This window comes from Mesobaculum littorinae, assembly GCF_004011175.1.
In the GTDB taxonomy this organism is placed as follows: Bacteria; Pseudomonadota; Alphaproteobacteria; order Rhodobacterales; family Rhodobacteraceae; genus Tranquillimonas; species Tranquillimonas littorinae.
The window spans coordinates 848,931-874,537 of sequence record NZ_RQXX01000002.1 but is presented as its reverse complement, the minus strand read 5'-3'; the positions used below and the strand labels follow the sequence as shown (position 1 = coordinate 874,537).

24 protein-coding genes are annotated in these 25,607 nt (G+C 71.1%); 15 read left to right on the top strand and 9 right to left on the bottom strand.

What is annotated here, in order from left to right; genetic code table 11:
- Positions 1–153 precede the first annotated feature (153 nt).
- Together EKE94_RS08805 and EKE94_RS08800 are read left to right on the top strand one after the other, a co-directional pair.
- On the top strand, positions 154–639 hold the full coding sequence (locus EKE94_RS08805) for an NUDIX hydrolase (RefSeq protein ID WP_127906203.1): 486 nt from the start codon (positions 154–156) through the stop codon (positions 637–639).
- Between the two features lie 171 nt (positions 640–810).
- The gene (locus EKE94_RS08800) at positions 811–1,335 is read left to right on the top strand and encodes a DUF1178 family protein (protein WP_127906202.1); all 525 of its coding nucleotides are present in this window, start codon (positions 811–813) and stop codon (positions 1,333–1,335) included.
- A 145-nt stretch (positions 1,336–1,480) separates the two neighbouring features.
- Here EKE94_RS08800 and EKE94_RS19215 read toward each other — a convergent pair whose 3' ends face one another.
- Positions 1,481–1,549: a pentapeptide repeat-containing protein gene (locus EKE94_RS19215; RefSeq protein ID WP_407940888.1), complete on the bottom strand. Its 69-nt coding sequence runs from the start codon at positions 1,547–1,549 to the stop codon at positions 1,481–1,483.
- 60 nt (positions 1,550–1,609) lie between these two features.
- Between EKE94_RS19215 and EKE94_RS08795 the strand changes: the two genes are divergently transcribed.
- From EKE94_RS08795 to cueR, 5 genes are all read left to right on the top strand, one after another.
- Positions 1,610–2,155: an SDR family NAD(P)-dependent oxidoreductase gene (locus EKE94_RS08795; protein ID WP_407940882.1), complete on the top strand. Its 546-nt coding sequence runs from the start codon at positions 1,610–1,612 to the stop codon at positions 2,153–2,155.
- 266 nt (positions 2,156–2,421) lie between these two features.
- Positions 2,422–2,757, top strand: a complete 336-nt coding sequence (locus EKE94_RS08790; protein WP_127906200.1) for a hypothetical protein — start codon at positions 2,422–2,424, stop codon at positions 2,755–2,757.
- Positions 2,754–3,194, top strand: coding sequence for a hypothetical protein (locus tag EKE94_RS08785; protein WP_127906199.1), 441 nt, complete (start codon positions 2,754–2,756; stop codon positions 3,192–3,194). The genes EKE94_RS08790 and EKE94_RS08785 overlap by 4 nt, the downstream gene beginning before the upstream one ends.
- Positions 3,195–3,369: 175 nt before the next feature.
- Positions 3,370–5,967: a heavy metal translocating P-type ATPase gene (locus EKE94_RS08780; protein ID WP_127906198.1), complete on the top strand. Its 2,598-nt coding sequence runs from the start codon at positions 3,370–3,372 to the stop codon at positions 5,965–5,967.
- A gap of 10 nt (positions 5,968–5,977) precedes the next feature.
- Positions 5,978–6,373, top strand: a complete 396-nt coding sequence (gene cueR / locus EKE94_RS08775) for a Cu(I)-responsive transcriptional regulator (RefSeq protein ID WP_127906197.1) — start codon at positions 5,978–5,980, stop codon at positions 6,371–6,373.
- A 156-nt stretch (positions 6,374–6,529) separates the two neighbouring features.
- Here the strand turns inward: cueR and EKE94_RS08770 are convergent, their stop codons facing one another.
- Positions 6,530–7,552: a DMT family transporter gene (locus tag EKE94_RS08770; RefSeq protein ID WP_235855947.1), complete on the bottom strand. Its 1,023-nt coding sequence runs from the start codon at positions 7,550–7,552 to the stop codon at positions 6,530–6,532.
- Between the two features lie 782 nt (positions 7,553–8,334).
- Between EKE94_RS08770 and EKE94_RS08765 the strand changes: the two genes are divergently transcribed.
- From EKE94_RS08765 to EKE94_RS08740, 6 genes are all read left to right on the top strand, one after another.
- Positions 8,335–9,252: an ArsR/SmtB family transcription factor gene (locus tag EKE94_RS08765; protein ID WP_127906196.1), complete on the top strand. Its 918-nt coding sequence runs from the start codon at positions 8,335–8,337 to the stop codon at positions 9,250–9,252.
- A 105-nt stretch (positions 9,253–9,357) separates the two neighbouring features.
- Positions 9,358–10,875, top strand: coding sequence for an arabinosylfuranosidase ArfA (arfA, locus tag EKE94_RS08760; protein ID WP_127906195.1), 1,518 nt, complete (start codon positions 9,358–9,360; stop codon positions 10,873–10,875).
- Between the two features lie 28 nt (positions 10,876–10,903).
- Positions 10,904–12,085 carry an ABC transporter ATP-binding protein gene (locus EKE94_RS08755; RefSeq protein ID WP_127906194.1) on the top strand — a complete coding sequence of 394 codons (1,182 nt, stop codon included), beginning with the start codon at positions 10,904–10,906 and terminating at the stop codon, positions 12,083–12,085.
- Positions 12,085–12,960, top strand: coding sequence for a carbohydrate ABC transporter permease (locus EKE94_RS08750; protein ID WP_127906193.1), 876 nt, complete (start codon positions 12,085–12,087; stop codon positions 12,958–12,960). Before EKE94_RS08755 ends, EKE94_RS08750 begins: the two co-directional genes overlap by 1 nt.
- Entirely contained in the window at positions 12,957–13,793 is an 837-nt protein-coding gene (locus EKE94_RS08745; RefSeq protein WP_127906192.1) for a carbohydrate ABC transporter permease, read from the top strand. Before EKE94_RS08750 ends, EKE94_RS08745 begins: the two co-directional genes overlap by 4 nt.
- Before the next feature lie 86 nt (positions 13,794–13,879).
- Positions 13,880–15,187 carry an extracellular solute-binding protein gene (locus tag EKE94_RS08740; protein ID WP_127906191.1) on the top strand — a complete coding sequence of 436 codons (1,308 nt, stop codon included), beginning with the start codon at positions 13,880–13,882 and terminating at the stop codon, positions 15,185–15,187.
- Between the two features lie 311 nt (positions 15,188–15,498).
- Here the strand turns inward: EKE94_RS08740 and xylB are convergent, their stop codons facing one another.
- Positions 15,499–17,028, bottom strand: coding sequence for a xylulokinase (gene xylB / locus EKE94_RS08735; protein ID WP_164870866.1), 1,530 nt, complete (start codon positions 17,026–17,028; stop codon positions 15,499–15,501).
- Between the two features lie 487 nt (positions 17,029–17,515).
- Here xylB and EKE94_RS08730 point away from each other — a divergent pair, with 487 nt between their 5' ends.
- Entirely contained in the window at positions 17,516–18,304 is a 789-nt protein-coding gene (locus EKE94_RS08730; RefSeq protein ID WP_206615034.1) for an AraC family transcriptional regulator, read from the top strand.
- A gap of 708 nt (positions 18,305–19,012) precedes the next feature.
- Positions 19,013–19,624, top strand: coding sequence for a LysE family translocator (locus EKE94_RS08725; protein ID WP_127906188.1), 612 nt, complete (start codon positions 19,013–19,015; stop codon positions 19,622–19,624).
- A 307-nt stretch (positions 19,625–19,931) separates the two neighbouring features.
- On the opposite strand, the gene EKE94_RS08720 is transcribed toward EKE94_RS08725, so the two are convergent.
- The 6 genes from EKE94_RS08720 to EKE94_RS08695 form a co-directional block, all read right to left on the bottom strand.
- Positions 19,932–20,768 carry a bifunctional allantoicase/(S)-ureidoglycine aminohydrolase gene (locus EKE94_RS08720; RefSeq protein ID WP_127906187.1) on the bottom strand — a complete coding sequence of 279 codons (837 nt, stop codon included), beginning with the start codon at positions 20,766–20,768 and terminating at the stop codon, positions 19,932–19,934.
- Positions 20,769–20,923: 155 nt separating this feature from the next.
- Entirely contained in the window at positions 20,924–21,661 is a 738-nt protein-coding gene (locus EKE94_RS08715) for a histidine phosphatase family protein (RefSeq protein ID WP_235855962.1), read from the bottom strand.
- 200 nt (positions 21,662–21,861) lie between these two features.
- Entirely contained in the window at positions 21,862–22,602 is a 741-nt protein-coding gene (locus EKE94_RS08710; RefSeq protein WP_127906185.1) for a YebC/PmpR family DNA-binding transcriptional regulator, read from the bottom strand.
- A 199-nt stretch (positions 22,603–22,801) separates the two neighbouring features.
- On the bottom strand, positions 22,802–23,278 hold the full coding sequence (locus EKE94_RS08705; RefSeq protein ID WP_164870865.1) for a GNAT family N-acetyltransferase: 477 nt from the start codon (positions 23,276–23,278) through the stop codon (positions 22,802–22,804).
- A 116-nt stretch (positions 23,279–23,394) separates the two neighbouring features.
- A complete protein-coding gene (locus tag EKE94_RS08700) occupies positions 23,395–23,724 on the bottom strand; it encodes a hypothetical protein (protein ID WP_127906183.1) in 330 nt (109 codons plus the stop codon).
- Positions 23,725–23,816: 92 nt separating this feature from the next.
- Positions 23,817–25,595, bottom strand: coding sequence for an SLC13 family permease (locus EKE94_RS08695; protein ID WP_127906182.1), 1,779 nt, complete (start codon positions 25,593–25,595; stop codon positions 23,817–23,819).
- Between the last annotated feature and the right edge of the window lie 12 nt (positions 25,596–25,607).

Here is a 25,607-nt window from a genome sequence, read left to right as displayed (position 1 = left end):
GCTTTGAACCAGGGGCAGTGCCCGGCCAGCCCGTCCCCAAGTCGTCGCCCCCGACCGGTCAGCCCCGGCACCACCGCCAAGAGGCGTTGTGCGACCGCGGGAATCAACCAATAGTCGGACCCGACGCCGCCCCCGCCCGGATATCGCGCCTCGATGAGCCTCAGCCGTTTTCTCAGCCGCCTGCCGCGCCGGCCCGCCCCCGTCGGCCCGGAGCCGCAGCAATACGGCGCGCTGTGTTGGCGCCGGCGCAAGGGACGGGTGCAGGTGCTGCTGGTCACCACCCGCCGCACCGGTCGCTGGACCCCGCCCAAGGGCTGGCCGATGTCGGGCCGCGCCCCGCACGACGCCGCCCGGCAGGAAGCCTGGGAAGAGGCCGGCGTGATCGGCCGCGCCCGGCCCGACCCGGTGGGGCACTACAGCTACATCAAGCACTCGCCCGTGCGCGGGGCGCGCCGGTTCCGCGTCGATCTCTTCGCGCTGCGGGTCGAACGGCTGAAGGCCGAGTTTCCCGAAGCCGCCACGCGTGAGCGGCGCTGGTTCGACCTGTCCGACGCCGCAGCCGCCGTGGAGGAGCCCGGCCTGCGCGAGATCCTGCGGGATTTCGTGCCACCCCGCGGCGACGGCGCCGGAAACGCCTGATCCCCACCGCGGCCGCGCCATTGGGCCGAAAGGCCCGGCCCGGCCGCGACCTTACAGCGCCCGTGTATGCCGCCGGAGGCAGGCAATGACGGGATTGAAGCGAAAGGAAAAAAGGTTATCTGTTACAGGCCCCCGAAGGGGATGCTGCTGGTTGGTTTCCGAGGTCGCTCAATGATCCGCTATGCCCTCCGCTGTGCGGAGGATCACCGTTTCGAAAGCTGGTTCCAGTCGGCTGACGCCTTCGATCGTCTGGTCGCGGCGCATCACGTGCAATGCCCGGCCTGCGGATCCCGCGATATCGAGAAGACGCTGATGGCGCCGCGGGTCACGACCTCGCGCAAGGCGGCGGCGCGCCAGGTCCCGGCGGACGCCACCGGCCCTGCCGGGCCCGGCGGAGGGGCAGCCGGCCACCCGGCGGGCGGCCGGGGAACGGCCGCCGGTTCCGACAGCCGCGCGATGCTGTCGCGCCCCTCGTCGCAGGTCGAGGCCGCGCTGGAAGAGCTGCGCCGCAAGGTCGAGGCCAGCTCGGACTATGTCGGCCGCGACTTCGCCGCCGAGGCCCGCGCGATGCACGACGGCAGCAAGCCCGAGCGCCCGATCTACGGCGAGGCCCGCACCGACGAGGCGCGCGCCCTGATCGAGGACGGCATCCCCGTCGCGCCCCTGCCCTTTTTGCCCAAGCGCAAGACCAACTGAGCCCTCTCATTAAACGGAGACCCGCATGACCCATGTCGTGATCACGGGCGCCAGCCGTGGCGTCGGCCGCGCGCTGGCCGACCTCTACCGCGCCCGCGGCGCGCGCGTCACCGGAACCTCGCGCCGCGGCAGCCCTGAGGGCGTCTTACCGGGCAGCCCCGCGCAGGATGGCCCCGCGCAGGATGGCCCCGCGCAGGATGGCCCCGCGCAGGATGGCCCCGCGCAGGATGGCCCCGCGCAGGATGGCACGGCGCAGGACGCTTCTCCCGAACCCGTGGCGCCTGTCCTCCTGCCGCTCGACCTGACCGACCCCGCCGCGCCGGCTGCGCTGGCCGAAAGGCTCGGGGCCGACCCTATCGACCTTCTGGTCTGCAATGCCGGCATGTTTGCCGACCGGCACGACACCGTCGCCGGGGGCTACCCCGCCCCGCTCTGGGCCGAGGAGTTCCAGGTGAACGTCACCGGCGCCTTCCTGACCGTGCAGGCGCTGTTGCCGCAGCTGCGGGCGGGCAAGGGGCGGATTGCGCTGATTTCCAGCCAGATGGCCAGCGATGCGGCCCCCGGTGGCAACGCCCTGATCTACCGGGCGACCAAGGCCGCGCTTCTGAACCTCGGGCGCAACCTTGCCGTGGCGCTGGAGGGCGACGGGATCGCGGTGGGCATCTATCATCCGGGCTGGGTGCGCACCGACATGGGCGGCGCCGGGGCCGCGATCTCGGCCAGCGAATCGGCCGAGGGTCTGGCCGCCCGCTTCGACGCGCTGAGCCCCGAGACCTCGGGCGCGTTCCTGACCTGGGACGGCCGCCCCCACGCGCACTAGTTCCCGAGCCGTCTCGCCCTTGCCCGTCCAGCCCTTACCCGCCTCGCCCGGGCCACCCCCGGCGCATCTCGCGACGGCGCCCGGGGCCCGGCCTCGCGCGACCGGGACGGCAGAGCCGCGCCGTCAGGTCAGCCCCCCGTGACGAAAGCCCGGGGCAGACCCCGCCCTGCCGCTGCCAAGGGGCCCCCTTGAGGCCCTGCGCCGCCGAAGGCTGGCACCCGCGCCCCACATTGGCCATCCGTCGTCGACCCCCCTAGGATGGCGGCATGATCTGGCTTCTCATTCAGCTCGCAATTCAGATCTTGCCGCTGGCGGTCCTGATCGGCCCGCTCCAGGGTCTGCCGCGGCGGATGTTCTGGTGGGCCATCCTCGTGCAGATTGTCCTCATGGCCTTCTGGGCGTGGGTGGGCGCGACGGTGATCGGCGGGCTCTGGTGGCGGGCGGGCGGCGGATGCGCCGGCCACGGCGGCAGCTTCGAGGGCACATGCGGGTACGCCGGGGTCGCGAACGGCATCATTTCGGGCTACGCAACCGCCTGCATCATGACGTTGGTCTGCGGCATCGTGTTCCGGATCGTGGTTAAGCGGCGAACCCGGTCGTGACGTTGGCGGCGCGAAGCTCGGGTCGGGCGGGCCGGACCATCGCCGTCTTCGCCCTGCTCGGGCCGCCGCTGGGGGCGCTCCTGCTGGTCGTCGCCACCATCCCGCTGCCGCGCGACGCATCCGACACCGCCCTGACCTTCGCCATCGCCATCGCCCTGGGATATCGCGTAGCCTTCGTGCCGATGCTGCTGAGCGGCCTCGCGGTCGCGATCCTTGCCTACCGCCCCACGCCCCGCTGGCTACGCGGTGCCGCGGCCGCCGGGGTGTCGATGGCAGGGACCTTTCTGTCGACATGGATACTGCAGCCGCCCGAGGCGGGCAGGACCCTCTCCCTCCCGCTGCTCTACGCCGGGGCCGCGGGGGCCGCTGCCCTGCTCTGCCTCGTCATCGCCCGCCCGGGTCGCGGTCGCCCCGATGACGGGCCCGCGCGTCACTGAGCCCGGGCTGCCCCACGGCTGTGACGCTTGCCCCCGCCACGCCAGGGCCGCCCAGCGCCGGAGCCCTGCCCGATCCCCCGCTATACCGGCTCTGGCGACGATCCGAGGGGACGGCCCTTGACCTTCCAGTGACTGGAAGCCCCATATCCGGCCTATGACAGAGTCGGAGGCAGCCATGGATACGGCACAGCGGATCACATTTGCGATCGGGGGCATGTCCTGCGGCGGCTGCGCCGGCCGTGTCGAGCGGGCGCTGACCGCGGTCGAGGGCGTGCGAGACGTCGCCGTAAACCTTGCCACCGAAACCGCCACCGTCGTCTATGACGCGCCCGCCACGGCGGCGGGGCTGGCCGGACCGCTGCGCGAGGCGGGCTATCCCGCGCGCAGCCGGACCGCCACGCTGACCGTGGGGTCGATGTCCTGCGCCTCCTGCGTGGGGCGGGTCGACCGTGCGCTGGCGGCGGCACCGGGGGTGATCGACGTGGCGGTGAACCTTGCCACCGAAACCGCGCGCGTCACCTATCTGGAGGGCGCCACCACCCCGCAGGAGCTGGCCGCGACGGCGACCCGGGCGGGCTACCCCGCGCGGATCGCCCGGATCGCCGGGGCCGCCGGGGCGACCGCATCGGCAGCGGGCGCGGCGGGCGCTGGCACGGGGCCGGGCGCCGCGGCCGGGTCAGACGCCCCGGCGGCGGACGACATGCGCACGCGCAAGGACCGCGAGGCGCGCGTCCTGCGGCGCGACACGGCCGTGGCGGCGGCGCTGGCGCTGCCGGTCTTCCTGCTCGAAATGGGGGGCCACGCGATCCCCGCCGTCCACGCCTGGATCGGCGACACCATCGGGCACCAGACCTCGTGGCTGCTGCAATTCGTGCTGACGACCGCGGTGCTGGCCGGCCCGGGGCGGCGGTTCTATGCCAAGGGGGTGCCGGCGCTGCTGCGCGGGGCGCCCGACATGAATTCGCTGGTGGCGCTCGGCACCGCGGCGGCCTGGCTGTTTTCGGTCGTGGCGACCTTCTGTCCCGGCCTCCTGCCCGCAGGCACCCGCGCGGTCTACTACGAGGCCGCCGCGATGATCGTCGTGCTGATCCTCGTCGGCCGCTGGATGGAGGCCCGCGCCAAGGGCCGCACCGGCGCCGCGATCGCGCGGCTCGTGGGCCTGCAGGCGCGCACCGCGCGGGTCGAACGCGATGGCGAACAGGTCGAGCTGGCGATCGAGGACATCGTGCCGGGCGACGTGCTGGTCGTCCGTCCGGGCGAACGCATCGCGGTCGACGGCGCGGTGATCGACGGTACCTCGCACGTGGATGAAAGCATGCTGACGGGCGAGCCCGTTCCGGTCGCCAAGGCGGCCGGAGACCCGGTGACCGGCGGCACGGTGAACGGCGCCGGCGGGTTCCGGTTCCGCGCCACCCGCGTCGGTGCCGACACCACGCTGTCGCAGATCATCCGCATGGTCGAAGAGGCGCAGGGCGCCAAGCTGCCGATCCAAGGGCTCGTCAACCGCATCACGCTGTGGTTCGTCCCCGTGGTGCTGGGGCTGGCCGCGCTCACCACGCTGGCCTGGCTGGTCTTCGGGCCGGCGCCGGTGCTGGGCCATGCGCTGGTCGCGGGGGTGTCGGTCCTGATCATCGCCTGCCCCTGCGCGATGGGGCTGGCCACGCCGACCTCGATCATGGTGGGGACCGGCCGCGCGGCCGAGATGGGGGTGCTGTTCCGCAAGGGCGACGCGCTGCAGGCGCTCTCAGACGTGTCGGTCGTGGCGCTGGACAAGACCGGCACCCTGACCGAAGGCCGGCCCGAGCTGACCGACCTCGTCCCCGCCCCGGGCGTCGACCGCGCCGAGGTGCTGGCGCTGGTCGCGGCGGTCGAGGGGCGGTCGGAACACCCCGTGGCCGGAGCCATCCTGCGCGCCGCCCGGCGCGAAGGGGTGCCCGCGCACGAGGTCGCGGCGTTCTCGTCCCTCACCGGCTACGGCGTTCGTGCCCGCGTCGCGGGGCGCGAGGTTCTGGTGGGCGCCGACCGGCTGATGACGCGCGAGGGCGTGGACACCGCGGCGCTTGCCGCGACCGAGGCCGAGCTGGCGCGCAAGGGGCGCACGGCGCTTTACGCCGCCATCGACGGCAGGGTCGTCGCGCTTCTGGCGGTGGCCGACCCTGTGAAACCCGCCAGCCGCGCCGCCATCGCCGCGCTGCACGGCATGGGCCTGAAGGTCGCCATGGTCACCGGCGACAAGCCCGAGACCGCCCGGGCCATCGCCGCCGAGACCGGGATCGACCACGTCATCGCCGGTGTCCTGCCCGACGGCAAGGTCGCGGCGCTGGAGGCGCTGCGGCAGGGCGGCCGCATCGCCTTTGTCGGCGACGGGATCAACGATGCGCCGGCGCTGGCGCAGGCCGATGTGGGCATCGCCATCGGCACCGGCACCGACGTTGCCATCGAATCGGCCGACGTCGTGCTGATGTCGGGCGACCTGCGCGGCGTGGTGAATGCCTGCGAAGTGTCGCGCCGGACGATGCGCAACATCCGCGAGAACCTGTTCTGGGCCTTCGGCTACAACACCGCGCTGATCCCGGTCGCCGCGGGCGTGCTCTACCCCGCGCTGGGGGTGCTGCTGTCGCCGGTGCTGGCCGCCGGCGCGATGGCGCTGTCGTCGGTCTTCGTGCTGAGCAACGCGCTCAGGCTGCGGCGGCTGCGTCCGGCGATGGACGAAGGCGCCGGGGCGCCCGGACCCGCGCCCTCCACCGCGCCCACGCCGGTCCCGGCCGAATAAGGAGACGACCATGAACATCGGAGATGTCGCCGCCCGCTCGGGCCTGCCGCCCAAGACCATCCGCTACTACGAGGATATCGGCCTTGTCCGACCGCAGCGCGGCGAGAACGGCTATCGCCGGTTCCGCGAGACGGATCTGCACAAGCTGAGCTTTCTCGGGCGCGCCCGGTCGCTGGGCTTCTCGATCGAGGAATGCCGCAACCTGCTTGCGCTTTACGAGGACGAAGGCCGCGCCAGCGCCGATGTCCGGCGCATCGCCTCTGCGCATCTGGACGAGATCACCCGCAAGATTGCCGAGCTTCAGGCCATGCGAGACACGCTGACGACGCTGGTCGAGGCGTGCTCGGGCGACGACCGCCCCGACTGCCCTATCCTGACCGGCCTGTCCCGGGCCGGAGCGGACTGACCCGCACCGACGGCGGCACCGAACGCGACGGTGGCGCGGGCGTGCGGGCCGAACGCCCGTGCGGCGCGGCCGGGCCTCTCCGGGTCTTCCCCCGGCGCGTCCGACGGCGCGCGGACCGCCCCCGGCGGGAGGGCACCCCGGGCCGCCCCGCGAGGCCTACCGCCGTCCGGCGCGCGCGCCCCGCGCCCAAAGCAGCCGGCGCCCGCGCGGGGCCCGGCGCCGCTCGCGACGCTGGGTATAAAGCCCCGAGCCGAGGATGATCGCGATGCCCAGCCATGTCAGCGCATCGGGGAAATCGCCGAAGATGACATACCCCGCTGCGGTGGCGCCGACGATTTCAAGGTATTGCAGCGGCGCCAGCGCCCCCGCCTCGGCCCGCTTGAACGCCTCGGCGATCAGCACGAAGCTGGCGGCGGCAAAGGCCCCCGCCGCGGCGACGGTCAGCCAGCTTGTCACCGGCATCTCCCCCGGCGCCAGCCGGACCAGCCCCGCGCCCTGCAGCACCAGCGTCACCGCGATCATGCCGCAGGCGGCATAGGCCGCCGCGCCGCACTGCACGGTCAGCGACGACCGGGTGCGCCCGGCCCGGCGCAGGACGATCATGTTGAGCGCATAGGACAGTGCCGACAGCAGCGGCAGCACCGTGGCCCAGCCAAAGCCCGACATCCCCGGTCTGATCACCACGAAGGCGCCCAGGAACCCGACGGCGACGGCGGTCATCCGGCGCGGTCCCACGACCTCGCCCAGAAGCGGCCCAGCCAGAAGCGTCAGGATCAGCGGCTCGACGAAGAAGATGCCGATCGCGGTGGCGATGGGCATCACCGAAAGCGCCCCGATCAGGCAGCTGAGCGTGATCATCACCAGCCCGCCCGACAGCGCCACGATGGGTGAGAACATCGCCCCCCGCAACCTGTGCCGCAGCAGCAGCGCAACCGGCACGAGGCAAAGCGCCTGCGCCACGAAGCGCCACATCGTCACGACGACGGGGTCCAGCGTGCCGGTCAGCACCTTGGCGAAGGCGTCGCCCACGGGCAGAAGCAGCATCGCCACGGCCATGCAGGCCAGCCCGCCCTCTTTGCCCCCGGCCGGGGCCTTGTCGGTCGTGGTGGCGGGCATGGCGGTGGTCGGGGTGGTGGTCGGGGTGTGTTGGGGGGTCGGGGATGTGGTTTGACGTGTCATGGTCACCTCGTGCCATTGCCCCCGCCGCGTGGCGGAGGGGGCGGGAAGGTCCGGGCGTTCAGGACGGATGGGGATGTCGGAGGCATCGGCCCGTGACGCCATCACGGACCAGCCTCGCACCCGAGATAGGCAGGGACGCACGGCCCGGTCAACCACGGCACGCCCGGCGCCCATCCCCGGCCAGAATGCCGTGCCCGAACCAGCGCGCAGACCAGCGAGAGGGCCGCCGGGCAAACCGGCCCCGGCGTCCGGGCGCCACGGGGCGCACGCCCGCGGCCCGGGGCACTGCCCCTGCGTCGCCAGGCGCCCGCTTGCCTGCCGACCGCCTGCCCGCCGCCTATCCGCCGCCTGCCCCCCGCGCATTGTCACAAGGTCGCGGCAGGGCAACCCTTGCCGCCCAGACGTCGCCCACCGTCTTCCTCCGGTCGTCGCCGGATCGGCGCCACGGTCTCCGCCCGGTCGTCTTTAGGTCGTTGCCACGGTCTTCACCCGGTCGTCGCGAACCGTCTTCGTCCGCTCGTCGCCCACCGTCGTCGTCCGGTGGTCGTCCGATGGTCGTCCGATGGTCGTCCGATGGTCGTCCGGGCGTCGTCCGGTGGTCGCCGCCCGCCCTCTCACAGCGCAGTCACCGCAATGCCATCGTGGCCGCGCAGTCCTCCGCCTGTCGTCCGCTCTCTGCCCTGCCCCACCGCTGCACGCACCCGCGCTCCGCCCACGCGGTCCCGTTTGCCCGCATCACGACAGTTGCTCTATATCAATTCCATTGATACGAATCGGTCAACATGACCCATGATTACCTCGTGATAACGCCCGATGACGGGCAGGACGTGCTGCGCTGCCTCGCGGTGCCGGCGCGGTTGCAGATCCTGAAGCTGTTGCACGCCTCCGGGTCGATGAACGTCAACGAGATCGCCGCCCGGCTGGACCTGCCGCAATCCAGCGCGTCGATCCACGTCACCGCGCTGGAGGAAGCCGGGCTGATCACCACGACCAGCCAGAAGGCCCGGCGCGGATCGCAGAAGATCTGCACCGCCGCCCATGCCGAGATCCTGCTGTCCTTCGCCACCCCGCAGGAAACGACCGACGCGATCGAGGTGGCGATGCCCGTGGGCCTTTATTCCGGGGCCGAGGTCCTGTCGCCCTGCGGGCTGTGTTCCGACAGCGGCATCATCGGCTACCTCGACAGTCCCGCGACCTTCCTGAACCCCGAGCGGATGCGCGCGGGCCTTCTGTGGTTCACCCGGGGCCACGTGGATTACCAGTTTCCCAACAACGCACGGATTGCGGGCCGCAGCGTGACCGAGCTTGAGCTGAGGCTCGAACTCAGCTCCGAGGTGCCGGGAACCTCGGCCAACTGGCCCTCGGACATCACCATCGACATCAACGGCATCCCGATCGGCTGCTGGACCGCACCGGGCGACTACGGCGACCGGCGCGGCACCTACACCCCCGCGTGGTGGAAACTGGCCGGCAGCCAGTACGGCCACCTGAAAAGCTTCCGCGTCACCGCGCAGGGCACCTATCTCGACGGGGTGCGGGTGTCCGACGTGGGGCTGGCCGAGCTAAACCTCGAATCACATCACTCGATCCGGGTGCGCATCGCAGTGCGCGAAGACGCCGCCAACCCCGGCGGGATCAACATCTTCGGTCGGGGCTTCGGCAACTACGATCAGGACATCGTCCTTATTCTGAACACGTGAATTTCAACATCACGTTTCACGATACGAATAGTTAAAGTTCGATATTGACGGCGCGCACCTGCCGGACCTAACCTCGGGTTGTCGGATGAGGGGAGGAGGTCCGTGATGCGTGCGCGCGTTGCTGCGAACATCGATTTCGTGGTCGGAGAGATCGATCCACGGCTCTACGGGTCGTTCATCGAACACCTGGGCCGGGCGGTCTACAGCGGCATCTACGAGCCGGGCCATGCCTCGGCCGATGCCAACGGGTTCCGGACCGATGTGATCGACCTGGTCCGCGAACTGGATGTCCCCATCGTCCGCTACCCGGGCGGCAACTTCGTCTCGGCCTACAACTGGGAGGACGGGATCGGCCCGAAAGAGGACCGCCCCGTTCGGCTGGACCTCGCCTGGCACACCTCGGAGACGAACGAGGTCGGCATCCACGAATTCGCCGACTGGGCCGAGGCCGCGGGCACGCAGATGATGCTGGCCGTAAATCTCGGCTCGCGCGGGTTGGACGAGGCACGCGCCTTCGTCGAATACGTCAATCACCCCTCCGGCACCTACTGGTCGGACCTGCGCCGCAAGAACGGCCGGGAGGACCCCTGGGGCGTCAAGATGTGGTGCCTGGGCAACGAAATGGACGGCCCCTGGCAGATCGGCCAGAAGACAGCCGACGAATACGGCCGCCTTGCCTTCGAGACGGCGAAAGCGCTGCGGGCCTACGACACGTCGCTGGAACTGGTGGTCTGCGGGTCTTCGACCCCCACCATGGCCACCTACCCCGCGTGGGAGGCGACGGTGCTCGACTATACCTACGACAGCGTCGATTACATCTCGCTGCACATGTATTTCAAGAACCACGACAAGGACCTGCCGCGCTACCTGTCGCTGCCGGCCCAGCTGGACGACTACATCCAGACCGTCGCCGGCATCATCCGGATGACCAAGGCCAAGAAGCGATCGAAGCGCGACGTCTACATCAGCTTCGACGAATGGAACGTCTGGTACCATTCGGAGGCGCAGGACAAGGCCACGCTGCAGGGCGAAGACGGCTGGCCCATCGCGCCGCCGCTGCTCGAGGATATCTACGATTTCGCCGACGTGCTGCAGGTGGGGGCGATCCTCAACACCTTCATCCGGCGCGCGGACGTGGTGAAGGTGGGGTGCCTGGCGCAGCTGGTGAACGTCATCGCCCCGATCATGACCGTCAAGGACGGCCCGGCCTGGCGGCAGACGACGTTCTGGCCCTACTACTATGCCTCGCGCTACGGTCGCGGCACGGCGCTGAACCTCGCGCTCGACTGCCCCGGCTACGACAGCGCGGTCGCGACGGGCGTGCCCTACCTCGACATCTCCGCCGTGCGAGCCGAGGACGGGACGGTCGCCTTTTTCTGCGTCAACCGGCACGAAACCGAAGAGATCGCGCTGGACGTCGCGCTGCAGGGCCTGCCGCTGTCGCGCATCGTGATGGACAAGGTGATCGCGGGCCACGCGCTCGACGCCACCAACGGCCCCGGGGAGGAGCCGGTCGCGCCCGTGGACGGCACCGGCGCCGAGGTGGTCGCAGAGCCGGGCGGCGGGCGCCTGACCGCCCCCATCGCCCCGCTCAGCTATCGCGTGATCCGGCTGGGAGACTAGGCCCAAGACCGACGGGGAGGAGCCGCACATGTCGGCATCGATCGACATCCACCACCTGACCAAGCGCTTCGGCGCGCTGACGGTGCTGGACGACATTTCGCTGGCCATCGAGGACGGCGAATTCGTCGTCTTCCTGGGGCCCTCGGGCTGTGGGAAATCCACGCTCCTGCGCATGATCGCGGGGCTCGAGGCCGTGAACGAGGGCGAAATCGCGCTGGGGGGCCGGCGCATCGACACCCTGCCGCCCGGCGAACGTGGCGTGGCGATGGTGTTCCAGTCCTACGCCCTCTACCCGCACATGACGGTGCGGCAGAACATGGCCTTCGGGCTTGAGAACGTGGGCACGCCCCGTGACGAGATCGCGCGCCGCACCGACGCGGCGGCAAAGGTGCTGGAGATCGACCACCTGCTGGAGCGCAAGCCGCAGATGCTGTCGGGCGGGCAGCGCCAGCGCGTCGCCATCGGCCGCGCCATCGTGAAAGAGCCCCGTGCGTTCCTGTTCGACGAGCCGCTGTCGAACCTCGACGCCGCGCTGCGCGGCCGCACCCGGCTGGAACTGGCGCAACTGCACCAGCGGCTGGGCACGACGATGATCTTCGTCACCCACGACCAGGTCGAGGCGATGACGCTGGCTGACCGGATCGTGGTGATGCACGACCGCCGGATCGAACAGATCGGCACGCCGATGGAGATCTACCAGCGCCCCGCGACGAAGTTCGTGGCCGGCTTCGTCGGCGCGCCCGCGATGTCGATGCTGCCCCTGTCGGGCGTGACCCGCGGCCCGCTTGGCGCCCGGCTCGAAGTCGCGGGCGTGGGCCATATCGACAGTGCCGTGACCCTGCCCGAGGGCTTTGCGACCCAGGGCGCCAGCATCGGCATCCGGGCCGAGGATACCCGCCCCGATGCCGGCGCCGATACCGGTGCCGACCGGGGCACGGGCGCCGGCCCTGACATGAACACAGGCTCGAACACGGGCTCGGGCCCGAACACGGGCCCGGGCAGCCTGCCGTTGACGGTCGATGTGATCGAACGGCTGGGCGACCGCACGCTGCTGCACGGGCACCTGCCCGACGGCACCGTTCTGGTGGCCCAGGACACGGGCCGGTCGCAGGTCGCGCCGGGCCAAGTCGTGCCCGTGGGCGTCGATCCCCACGCGGTGCACGTCTTCGACGCCGCGGGCCGCGCACACCACGCGGGGGAGGTTCGCTGATGGCCGCCCCGCACCGCCAGTCGCGCCCGTCGAACGCGCTTTTCGCGGCGCCCTACCTGGTCGTCTTCGTGGCGCTGCTGGTCGTGCCGCTGTGCTGGGGCGTCTACCTTTCCCTGCAAAAGGCCGATCTCTTCGGGCTTTACGGCTATACCGGCTGGACGAACTATGCCCGTGTGCTGGGCGACGCGCTGTTCTGGCAGGCGGTGCGCAACACGGTGGTCTTCGTCGCCGTCACGGTTCCGGTGCTGGTCGCGATCGGGCTTTTCCTCGGGCTCGCGCTGAACGCGCGGACCCGCGGCGCGGCCTTCATGCGCGGCGTCTACTTTTCCTCGACGGTGCTGTCGGTGACCATCGTCACGCTGATCTGGCGCTTTGTCTTCATCCCCGGCGACGGGCTTCTGTCGCTGGCGTTCGAGGCGATGGGATGGCCGCCCATCGGGTTTCTCTCGACACAGGGCTGGTCGCTCTTCTCCGTCGGCGTGGCGACGGTCTGGTGGTGCCTCGGCCTGCCGATGATCCTGATCCTCGCCGCGCTGCAACAGATCCCCGGGGACCTTTACGAGGCGGCGGCGCTCGACAACGCGTCGCGCTGGCGCACCTTCACCCGGGTCACGCTGCCGCAGATCCGCAACACGCTGATCCTGGTCGCCACGATCCAGATCGTGATGCAGTTCCAGCTGTTCGGACAGGCGCAGCTGATGACCAATGGCGGGCCAAACGGCACCTCGCGGCCCATGGTCCTCTATATCTACCGCGCCGCGTTCGAAAACTGGGACGTGGGACAGGGCGCCGCCGCCTCCGAGCTTTTGTTCCTGATCATTCTCGTCGCGGCGATGGGCCAGTTCTGGATCACCAACCGGGGGAACAAGGCATGAGCGGCACCGCCCCTACGCATGGTCACAGCCGGACGCTGTTCTGGGCCGCCGCCGCGCTGTCGGTGCTGATGTTCCTGCCGATGGCCTGGGTGCTGGTGCTGTCGGTTACCGAGAACGAGGCGCTGAGCCGCGGGACCGAGGCGGCCTTTTCCGGCCCCTACACGCTGAAGAACTACACCGACATCGCGGGCAACTCGGGCGTGTTCCGCTGGTTCGCGAACTCGCTTGTCGTCGCGGTGGGGCAGACCATCGGCGTGCTGATCCTGGCCTCTCTCGCGGGCTATGCCTTCGGGCGGCTGGAGTGGCCGGGACGGCGGCTGGTCTTCGTCATCGTGCTCTTCGGCCTTGCCGTGCCCGAACAGGCGGTGATCATCCCGCGCCACCAGATCTTCAGCACGCTGAACCTGCACAACACCTATATCGCGCTGATCCTGCCGGGCCTGTCGCTGCCCTTCGGCGTGTTCCTGATGACCCAGTTCTTCCGCGCCATCCCGCCCGAGATCGACGAGGCCGCGGCGCTGGACAACGCATCGCGCTGGCGGATCTTCTGGAAGGTGCTGCTGCCGCTCACGCTGCCCGCGCAGGCGACGCTGGGGATCTTCACCTTCCTCTTCGCGTGGAACGATTACTGGTGGCCGCTGATCTCGGCCACCGACAAGGACATGTACACGCTGACCGTGGGCATCGCGTCGAGCCAGGTGAATTTTGCCCAGACCGAGGGGCTGGGCTTCCTGGCCGCGCAGGCCGTCTTTGCCGCGCTGCCGGTGCTGATCGTCTACATCATCTTCCAAAAACACGTCGTGACCGCCGTGTCGGGCGGCGCCGTGAAATGACCTTTCCGCCTGCCCGGCCCGAGGAGGGGGCGCGGCAAGCGGCACGCAGACGGGGCGGGAGGCCCCGAAACCCCAGGGAGGACCCCATGAAGACACTGCTTTTGACAAGCGCCGCGATAGCCTTTGCCGCAACCGGCGCCAGCGCGCAGACCACGATCGAGCTGCAGCGGTTCTTCGGCGCCTGCGACGCCGATTACGGCAACTCGACCGACGTCGACGCCGCTGTCGGCGAATGCGGCATCATCACCACGCTGATCAACCGGTTCCAAGAGGAGAACCCCGAGATCGACGTCGAGGTCACGACCGTCGAATGGCCGGGCTACGACCAGCTGAACGCCCAGCTGGCCAGCCGCAACGCGCCCGATGTCGTCTCGATGCACTACTCGGCGATCTCGGACTACCAGTCGCGCAACCTGCTGGAACCGCTCGACGACCTGCTTGCCGAGCAGGGGATCGAGACGTCGGCCTTTACCGAGGCCGCGCTGGCCGGCGTCACCAAGGACGGGCAGATCTACGCCCTGCCCTTCGACAACTGGACGATGCTCTGGCACGTCAACCTCAACCTGATGGAAGAGGCGGGGCTGGTGAACGACGACGGCACGCCGCTGCTGCCCGACAGCACCGACGCGTTCTTCGAACAGGCGGCCCAGTTCAAGGAGGCGACGGGCAAGCCCTACCTCGTCCAGATCTACGCCAATGAAACGGCGGCCTATGCCCGGCTCTTCTACACCTTCCTGATGCAGCAGGGCGTCGATCCCTTCGCCGACCCAAGCCAGGTCGACCTTTCAACGCCCGAGGCGAGCGCGGTCGCCGAGTTCATGAAGCGGATCTATGACGAGGGAGCGACGACCACCGACATGGACTATCCCGCCGCGGTGGCGGGGTTCGGCGCCGGCGACGGCGGCATCGGCATCAACGGCACCTGGCTGATCGGCGACTGGGCCGCGCAGTCCGAGGAAGAGGGCAACGCGCTGTCCGACGGCTACACCGTCTATCCGCTGCCGCAGCTTTTCGAGGGCGAGCCCGCCACCTACGCCGACGGCCACGGCTGGGCGGTGCCGCGCGATCCGGGCCGCTCGGACGAAGAGCGGGCGGCGATCGGCACGCTGATGACCTTCCTCGAAGAGAACGACGGCGCATGGGCCCGCACCGGCCACCTGCCCGCGGTCGCCGAGGTGATCGCGTCGGAAGAGTTCCAGTCCCTGCCCTACCGCGACAACATCGCGCCCGTGGCCGAGATGGGGCAATCGCTCAACCCCGAGGTCCGGCGGCAATTCGCCATACAGGACATCATCGGGGAAGAGCTGAACTCGGCCATCCACGGCACCAAGCCGGTGGAAGAGGCGCTGGGAGCCGCCGAGCAGCGGATCAACGACCTGCTGGCCAGCCTCTGACCTCTCGGGGCCCGTGACCCCCTCCCCGTGCCCGAAGGGGCGCGGGGGGGGATGGGTGGCCGGAGCGCGGCGGGAGCGGGGGTCGCCGACGGCGCAAGACGGCGGATCGGCGGCGCCGCATGTCGGACCAGCCTTGTCGACCAGGCTTTCCTGGACCCGCATGCTCGGGCCCTCTTTCTCGGCCCCGCCTGCCCGGCCCGCTTTCTCGGGCCCGTCTGCACCGCCAGCTTTCTCGGCTGGCTTTCCCGGTCCCCATGCCCGGGCCCGCCTGCCCGGCCAGCCCTCTCGGCCCGATCGCTCGGCCCGCCGCGTCAGCCGCCCGGCCCCTCTGCCGTGGCGGCGGCCGCCAGATGAAGGCCCGCCGGTGCCGCGCCGCTTTGCGGCACGCGGCCACCCTCTTCCGCGGCGAGCGGCGCCAGGGCCGCGTGCAGGGCGCGAAAGCGGTCGAGCTTCCCTGCCAGCGCGCGCGAGACTGCCGCGCGCGGCGCAAAGCGGTGCAGTGCGGCGGGCTTCGCCGCCAGGTCGCCGGGCGTCATCCGGCCCACCGCCACCGCCGCCAGCCGCGCCGCCCCGTAGGCGGGCCCCGAGGCCATGTCGTCCGCGCGCGCGATCTCGACCCCCAGAAGATCGGCGATCATCTGCATCAGCAGGTCGCTGCGGGTGCCGCCGCCCGTCGCCAGAAGCGACGGCAAGGGCCCCTCGGCCAGTGCTTCGGCCGCGTCGGCGAACGAGAACGCGACCGCCTCGACCACGCCGCGCATCATCTCGCCCCGGCTGGTGGCATAGCCCATGCCCCAGAAGGCGCCGCGCAGGTGCGGGTCGCCGTGCGGCGTGCGCTCGCCCGTGAGGTAAGGCAGGCAGAGCGGCGCATCGCGGGCGGCGGCGGCCTCGTCCAGCAGGGTGCCGATGCGCGCGCCCGCGACGCCCGCGAACCACGCCATCGGGCGCGCCCCGTTCAGAAGCGCGGCCATGCGGTACCACATCTCCGGGACGGCATGGGCGAAGGCGTGGATCATGCGGTCCGGATCGGGGCGGAAGCGGCGGGTGGGCAGCAGGATTTGCCCCGAGGTCCCGACCGAGATCATGCCGTCGCCGCGCCCCACGACGCCCAGCCCGACGGCCCCCGCCGCGGTGTCGCCCGCCCCCGCCGCGACCGGCAGGCCCGCGGGCAGCCCCAGCTCAGCCGCCGCGTCGGGACGCAGGCGGCCCGCGATCTCGGCACTGCCGAGGATGCGCGGCAGCCAGTCGCGCGCCACGCCCGCCGCCTGCATCAGCGGCGCCGACCAGTCGCGCCGCGCCTGGTCGAACAGCAGCGTGCCCGCGGCGTCGGAGGGATCGGTCACGGCCTGGCCGTGCAGCCGCAGCCCCAGCCAGTCCTTGGGCATCAGCATCCGCGCGATGCGGGCGTGGGCCGCCGGTTCGGCCTCCGCCAGCCACATGAGCTTGGGCGCCGGAAACCCCGGCAGCGGTGGCACCCCGGCCAGCGCGCCGATCCCGGGCAGGTCCCGCGCCAGCGTGGCACATTCGCGAAAGGCCCGCCCGTCGTTCCACAGGATCGCGGGGCGGATCACCGCGCCGCTGGCGTCCAGCAGGACCGCCCCGTGCATCTGCCCCGAAAGCCCGATCGCACTGATGGCGCGCCACGCCTCGGGCGCCTCGCGCGCCAGTCGGGCCGAGACCTGACGTACGGCCCGCCACCAGTCCTCGGGTGCCTGTTCGCAGGCATAGGGGCCGGGCGTCTGCACCTGCAACGGCGCATCGGCACGGGCCACCACGCCGCGCTCGGGCGTGGCGATCACCGCCTTGACGGCGGAGGTGCCCAGATCGAGGCCAAGCTGCATGGAACCGCTCCCCTTCCCCCGCGCCATGAACACCGGTTTGCGCCCCGCGGGCAAGCCCCGGCGGGACGTCCAGGGCCCCCGGCGCCATTCTTCGCGACCGGCCCCAACGCGCCCGTAGGGGTCGTGGTCCGGCAGGTCCCGGATGCCCCGCCCCGGCGCCCTCAGCGGCCCCTGCGCCGGGATGGCGATGCCGCAACCACGCGCGCGGGCGCGCAGACGCGCTGGTGAGGGTCGGACGCGGCGGCGATCCGCGGCGGGTGCGACGCGCGCGGGCGCGACAAGGCGAGAGGGGCCTGCGCCGCCGCCACGTGCGCTTTGCCCAATGCGTCCCCCTAGGCACACCGGCGCCGCCGGCCCGGCCGATCCTCACCCCACCAGGTCATCGCAGGCTATTGTCGTTGGACGGGTATGATATACGCAGGCCATGTCCGGCTTGTCGTCTCATCGCACTGTCCTGCATCCGCCCTGCCTTGCAGGCGTGGAGGCGGTGTCGCTTTTCTCGACACGTGCCTTTCCGCGCCATGCCCACGATCAGTTCGGTCTTGGCGTGGTGCGTGTCGGGGGGCATGCCTCGTGGTCGGCGTGCGGACCGGTCGAGGCCGGCCCCGGGGACGTGATCGCGGTCAGCCCGGAAGAGATGCACGACGGCGCGCCCGTGGGCCCCGGGCGGGAGTGGGAGATGCTCTATGTCGATCCCGCTACGGTCGCCCGCTTCGTGGAGCCGGAGGCCGCGCGCCGGGAGATCGGTTTCGCGGCCGTCCAGAACCCCGGTCTTGCCGCCCGGACGGACGCTGCGCTTTCCGCCCTGAGGTCGCAGGACGCCCGCGCGGCCGAGGACGCGTTGACCGATCTGCTGTCGCTGGTGCTGGCGCCCGCGTCGACCGCCGACACGGCGCGTTTGCGCGGTGCGCCGTCGCCCGCCACCAGGCGCGTGCAGGAACGGATCGCGGATCAGCCCGACGCACCGCCGTCGCTGGACGAGGTGGCGATGCTGATGGGGATGGGCCGGACAGGCGCGCTGCGGCGGTTCCGGCGCGAGACCGGCGCCACGCCGCACGCCTACGCGATGCAGGTTCGGTTGCGGCTGGCACGGCGGGCGCTGGCATCCGGCGAACCGCCGGCAGAGGTCGCCGCCGGCTTCGGCTTTGCCGACCAGGCCCACCTGACGCGCGCCTTCGCCCGCCAGTTCGGCCTGCCGCCGGGCCGGTGGCGGAAGGGACTGATCACGCCCGGCGCCAAGATCGTTCAAGACGGGGACAGCTCGACCGCGCCATGACCGGGCGATGACACCATTCCCCGACACCCCGCCCATCGCCCCGACCTTCCCCGCGCTCGTCCCGATCCTTGCCGGGGTCCGGGATAGGCCTGCGCCCCCGGACGCGGCGGCCGCGCTCACCCCGAACGCGGGCGCCGCGTGTCGACGGATCGACGGGCGCGCCGAAACGGACCTGCCCGCGAAGCGGAGGTTGAGGACGCTGTTTGCGGCTTTGCGGTCGCCCCCCACGCGGTATCGCAGCGCCGCGGCGGCGTTGGTCTGCCGGCTCGGCAAAGGCGCCGGGTTTCCGGGTACCGCGCCGCGCAGGGACCTGTGCAACGCGGGTGCGCCCGCCCGCGTCGCGCGGCGGACAACGTTCGGCCCACCTCAGATCACCGAAGATCCGATGGCGGCGCCCGCGACCGGTCCTGCGTCCCACCCAGTGGTCGCCCGACAGGCAGAGCCCCCCGCCCGTAGCGAGATCATCTCCGGCAGCCTTTTGCATAACGCCGATGCCCGAAAGGGCGCCGAAAGCCGCGGCCCGGCCCCGACCCTTTCCCCCGCGGTCCTGCGACGCCTTATCTGGACCGAAGGCCGGCACGAGGGGGCCGGGCCGGAGGGACCTGCGGAACGGGGCCCGGCTGTCCGCATCATGGCAGGCCCTGGCGCCCCGGTCCGGGCCGGCCTTTTGCCGGGTGGAACCGACGGCGCCGACAGGAGGAGCCGCACATGACGTGGTCATTTTTCGCCACCGCCCTGATCGTCGTCCTGATGCCCGGGCCGGGGGTCGTCTACACGCTGGCCGTCACGCTGGGCCAGGGGCTGCGCGCGGGCCTTGTCGCCGCGGCGGGCTGCACGCTGGGAATCCTGCCCCACATGGCCGCCTCGATCCTCGGGCTCGCGGCGGTGCTCCATGCCAGCGCGACCGCCTTCCAGGTCGTGAAGCTGGCCGGCGTGGCCTTTCTGCTCTGGATGGCCGCGCAGGTCTGGCGCGGCGCGGGCACGCTGTCCGTTGAAGGCCGGGATGCGCACGCGACCGCGTGGCGCCTGGTCCGCGACGGTATCGCGCTGAACCTGCTGAACCCGAAGCTGTCGATCTTCTTCCTGGCCTTCCTGCCCCAGTCCGTGACGGCAGGGGGGCGGGACGCCGCGTGGCACATGACGGGGCTGGCTATCGCCTTCATGGCGCTCACCTTCGCGGCCTTCGCCCTCTACGCCCTCTTCGCGGCCTTTCTGCGTGACCGGGTGCTGTCGCGCCCCGCCGCGATGGCGTGGCTGCGCGGAGGCTTCGCGACCGCCTTCGCCGCGCTCGCGCTGCGGCTTGCGTTCATGGAGCGGTGAGCCAAGGTGCGTGCCCCCCCGCCCGGCGGGCGGATCGCGAGCGGCGCAGGCCCCCTTGAGACCTGCGACAGGCCGAAGATGCGGCGGCAACCCGGGCCGCGCAGCCGATCCCGGTCGCACCTGCTCCGGCTGGCCGGGTCGCGCATCGACGCCCGCATCCCTAGTAAGCCGCCGATCGCGGCAAGACGGCGGGTCGTACCGGATGGGGCCGCACAGGACGGAGGCGCTCCGGACGGCCCGGACCCGGGCGCCTCCCCCTCGGCAACAGACCCCAAGGGGCGCCCTGCGCAGGGGCGCCCCGGTGGCCCTAGCGCGGCGTGGCGGGGCCCAGGGGCATGTGGCGGTTGACGTCCTTGTACAGCAGGTAACGGAAGGGTTCGGTCCCGCTGGCGTGGCAGGATTGCGGGCAGAAGGCGCGCAGCCACATGTAGTCGCCCGCCTCGACCTCGACCCAGTCGCGGTTCAGCTGGTAGACGCCGCGGCCCTGCAGCACGAAGAGGCCGTGCTCCATCACGTGGGTTTCGGCGAAGGGGATCGTCGCCCCGGGCGAGAGGGTCACGATGTTGACGTGCATGTCGTGGCGCAGATCGCCCGGATCGACGAAGCGCGTCGTCGCCCAGCGCCCGTCGGTGCCCGGCATCGCGACGGGCTCGGTGCCCGCATCCGTCGCGGTAAAGCTCTCGGGCCGGTCCAGCCCCTCGACCGCCTCGTAGCGCTTGCGCAGCCAGTGGAACGTCGCCGGGCCCTCGCCCTCCTGCGCGATCCGCCAGGGTTCGCCCGCCGCGATGTAGGCATAGCCCCCAGCCTCGAGCCGGTGCGCGGTCTCGCCCAGGTGCAGCGTCACCGCGCCGCCCACGACGAAAAGCACCGACTGGGCTTCGGGCGCGATTTCGGGGCGGTCGCTTCCGCCACCGGGCGCAAGCTCGACCAGCAGGTGCGAAAAGGTCTCGGCGAAGCCCGACATCGGACGGGCCAGCACCCAGGCGCGCATGCCGGTCCAGAACGGCAGGAGCGAGGCGGTGATGTCCCGCATCGTGGTGCCGGGGATCAGCGCATAGGCAGGCGTCAGGACCGCACGTCCGGTGCTAAGCTCGGACTGTGGCGGAAGGCCCGCGACGGGCGTGTGATAGCGATACTGTGACATGGCCCGACATCAAGCCCGAGTTCCCGGGGCCGTCAACGGCAAAACGATGGCCAGACCGAGTGTCTCCCGCCCACAGGCCTCCCCCTGCCCGCCCGGTCGCGCGACGCCGCCGGTCTGCCGCCACCCGCTTTCCAGCGCAGAGGCGCGGCCCGCGGTCAGCCCTGCGCCGCCGCCGCAAGAAGGGCGTGGGGTTCGAGGATCCCCAGAAGCCGGGGGCCGCTCTCTTGCGGATCGAACACCGCCATCGAACAGTCGGGCAGCTCCGCCTCGGGGAACGCCTGCCCCGTGGCACGTTCGAGCGAGGTGCGATGCCCGACCAGCACCGTCACCCGCCCCTCGGGCGGCGGAGAGGTCAGAAGACCCTGGATGGCCGCCTGGTGCCGGACCTCGCAGCCGGCTGTCCTGCAGTAATTTCCGAGGATCCGCGTGACCTCGACATCGCCCCGGCCGAAGGCCAGCTCGGCCGTGTCGCGGGCGCGACTCAACGGGCTGGAGAGCACCCGCCCGGGCCGGATGTCGAGCGTCTCGAATGCGGCACCCAGGATAGCGGCCTGCATCCGCCCCCCGCGCGTCAGGGTGCGCTGCCGGTCGCGCTGGTCGAGGATCCGGGCATCAGGGGACGTCTCGTCGGTTTCGGCGGTGCGGAGGAAAACGACGACGCCGCCCTTCTGGAGACGGAGGATCAGGGCGGCATCGGGATCCTCGGCGGCCGCCTCGACGCCCGGGCGCCCGTCCTTGTCGGACGCGATCGCCGGTGCGAGCGGCACGCAGATCGCGAGGGCCGCACCGAACCCGGTCGCGAAAAGGGCCGCATGGCGCGCGACCCTGCGGTGCCAGTCGCGTAACCGCCGGGGGCGACCCTCCGCCCCGGGTTCTGCGTGTGCATAGGACATATCGGTCAACCACCGATCCTTTGCTGGGTTCCGCGCGCGACGCGCGTGTGGCGCAAAGTGTGGTATCCCGGCCACGCGGCCAAGTCGTGCGGCCCCGTCACCCGGTGCCGTCACCCGGTGACGCCACTCGGGCCCGCCCTCACGCCGTCTCCCGGGCCGGAGCCTCGGCGCGGGGTCGGGCGGCGGGTCAGAGCGGCGGGTCAGAGCGCCGCCATCACCTCGTCCGAGGTTTCGAAGTTCGCGGTCACGGTCTGCACGTCGTCGTCGTCTTCGAGCGCGTCGATCAGCTTCATCAGCTTCTGCATGTCCTCGAGACCAAGTTCGGTCGTGTTCTGCGGTCGCCACACCAGCTTGGTCGATTCGCTTTCGCCCAGCTGCTCTTCGAGCTTGGTCGAGACCTCGGCCAGGTCGGTATCGGCACACCAGACCACGTGCCATTCCTCGCCGCTTTCCACGTCCTCGGCGCCTGCCTCGATCGCGGCCATCAGCACGTCCTCGGCATCGCCCGCCGAGGCAGGGTAGATCACCTGCCCCTTGCGGTCGAACATGAACGAGACCGAGCCGGTTTCGCCGAGGTTGCCGCCGTTCTTGCCGAAGGTCGAGCGCACGGAGGACGCGGTGCGGTTGCGGTTGTCGGTCATCGCCTCGACGATCACGGCAACGCCGTTGGGGCCGTAGCCCTCATACCGGATTTCCTCGTAGTTCTCGGCGTCGCCGCCCTGCGATTTCTTGATCGCGCGGTCGATCACGTCCTTCGGGACGGACTGCGATTTCGCCTCTTTCACCGCAAGGCGCAGGCGGGGGTTCTTGTCGGGATCGGGGTCGCCCATCTTCGCGGCGACCGTGATCTCCTTGGCGAGTTTCGAAAACAGCTTCGACCGGGCAGCATCCTGCCGGCCCTTGCGATGCTGGATGTTCGCCCATTTGGAATGGCCTGCCATGTGCCCGTCTCTCTTCTGGTGTCCGACATGTGGGATTGCCGCCCTATATCCCATGCCTCAGGGGTGGGGCAATGCCCTGCGGAACCGGCCACCGAAACCCGACGCCGGGGCCCCGCGCCTCGCCCCCCGATCCCGCACCCGCCGCAATGGCCATAGCGGAGCGCGCCCGCACCGCGTCCGGCGGCGGTGTCGCGGTCGGTCAGCCGGCATCCCCCGCGAGCGTCGCAAGCGCGTCCCCGTCGATGCGGTAGAAAAGCTTGTTCCCGTTCGCTTGAGCGCCGAGGCCGTCGTAGAAGGATCGCGCCACCTCGTTGTCCCACGACGTCACCCAGTCGATGCGTTGCGCGCCCCGTGCCAGCGCCGAGGCTGCAAGCGCCTGCATCAGGGCGCGCCCGACCCCGCCCTGCCGGGCGCGGGACGTCACGAAAAGCTCCTTGAGGTAGCAGCCCGCCGCGATGCCCGGCCCGGGATAGACGCAGGCCAGCGCGATCCCGAGCGCGCGGCGCGCGTCATCCTCGGCCAGCCAGACCTCGAACCCCTCGGGCATGGTGGCAAGGTCGGACAGGATCTCGGCGCGCGACTGGCGCGGCAGGTCGTGGTAGGCTTGAAGATCCTCGATCAGGTCCGCGACGGCCTCACCGTCATCTGCCCCAGCCCGGCGGCACTGAACACTCATGGCTTTTCCTTCTCTCGACGCCCACCGGATGGCGGGAAACACGCCATTTTGCAATGGCTTGCGCCGCATGTGCAACCCGCGCGGTGCGCGGGTCCGAGCCGCCATGGCGTACGCCCTTACATGCCCGGCTGCGCGCCCCAGCTTTCCCCCGCCCCCTCGGGCGGGGTCAGGGTGACGCCTGCCCCGCCGCGACGCAGCGGCTGGCGCGGACGGGTCGTTGGGGTGGCGACGACGGCCTGCCAGGGATGGGCGCAGCCGATGAATGCCCCCGACCAGCCGCCGCTGCGCCCCGGGCGGGGCGCGGCGCAGAGCTGGCCGTCGTCGAAGCGGGCCGTCAGCGTGTCGCGGTACAGCGTCACCTCGGCCGGGCGGGCATCGGCGCGCGGCGTCGCCTCGGGCCCGCGCGTGGGACCGGTGGCCGCGCAGGCCGCAAGCAGCGGGAGCAAGGCCAGCGCGGCCAGACGGTGAAGCCGGCACCCGGTCCGACGCGGGCCGGCGTGGTTGTCGGGGTCGCGGGCGGGATGTGCAGCGCGGCGCATCATACCGGCCAGATCAGCGGAATGACGCAGCTTGCCACCACGCCCAGAAGCAGGTTCATCGGGATTCCCACCTTCATGTAATCGGTGAAACGATAGCCGCCCGGACCATAGACCAGCATGTTGGTCTGATAGCCGATCGGCGTCGAGAACGCGGCCGACGCCGCGAACATCACGGCCACGACCAGAGCCCGGGGGTCGAGCCCCAGCGCCAGCCCCAGCTCGATCGCGATGGGGGTCAGGATCACCCCCACCGCGTTGTTCGACACAAGCTCGGTCAGGGTCGAGGCCAGCAGGTAGATCGCGAAGATCACCAGCACCGGCGGCGCCCCAACCAGCAGCGGGCCGATGGCATCGACGATCAGCGCCACCGCGCCGCTTTGCTCAAGCCCCACGCCGACGGCCAGCATCGCGAAGATCAGCGCAAGCAGCCGGCCCTCGATGAACGAAAACGCCTCGTCCGCGTCGACGCACCGGGTCAGAAGGATCACCGCGACGGCCAGCACCGCCAGCCCGAAGATCGGCGCCACGCCCAGCGCGGCCAGCGCCACGACCGCCGCCAGCGCGCCCACGGCGATGGGCGCGTGGCCCCGGCGGAACGCCTGCGCCGAGGGCCGGGTCATGTCGACCAGCTCCATGTCCTGCGCCAGCCGCTGGATGTCGGCGGGGTTGCCTTCCAGCAGCAGCGTATCGCCCACCCGCACGACGACCTCGTCCAGCTGCCGGCCGATGTTCTGGTTCCGGCGATGCACCGCCAGCGGGTAGACGCCGTAGCGCCGCCTGAGGCGCATCGCGCCCAGCGACCGGCCCACCATGCGGCAGCCGGGGGTGATCAGCACCTCGACCGTCTCGGTCGCGACCGACGACAGCTTGTCGACCGCGCGCAGGTCGCGGTTCTGCTGCAGGCCCAGCAGCTCGGCCATCTCGGTCCGCAGGACGACGCGGTCGCCGGGTTCGAGCGTGACCGCCGCCAGGTCCCGGCGCAGCGAGGCATCGCCGCGCAGCACGTCGACCACCCGCACGCCTTCGCGGCGGAACAGGTCGACCGACAGGACCTCCTGACCGATGAGCGCGGAATCCTCGGGCAGCGCCACCTCGGTGAAGTACTTCATCTTGCGCCGGTCGCTGAGCGCCACGCCCATCGACTGCCGGTCGGGCAGCAGGTGCCGGCCGAAAAAGGAGAGGTAGAGCGCACCCACCGTCACCTGCACCAGCCCCAGCGGCAGGATCTCGAAGATGCCGAAGGGCTCAAGCCCCCGCGACCGGGCGACGCCGTCGACCAGCAGGTTGGTCGAGGTGCCGATCAGCGTCAGCGTGCCGCCCAGGATCGCCGCATAGCTGAGCGGGATCAGGATCTTGGACGGCAGGATGCCCAGCCGCTTGGACAGCTGAACGAAGACCGGGATCATCACCACCACGACGGGGGTGTTGTTCATGAAGGCCGACCCCACCGCCACCACGGCAAGGCTGATCAACAGGGTCGAACGCGGGCGGATGGTGGAATGGCGGTCGGCCTGCTCGGTCAGCCACTGCACCGCCCCGGTGCGCACCAGCCCCCCCATCACCAGAAACATCGCCGCGATGGTCCAAGGCGCGGGGTTGGCAAAGACCGCGAGCGCGGCATCATAAGGCAGAAGTCCCAGCGCGAACATCAGCCCCGCGCCCGAGATCGCGACAACCTCGGTCGGGTAGGTTTCGCGGGCGAAGAGCAGGAACATGCCAACGACCACGGCCAGCGCGAGCATCGCCTGCGTGGTCGGGTCAAAGACGAATAGGTTCATTGGGATGCGGGT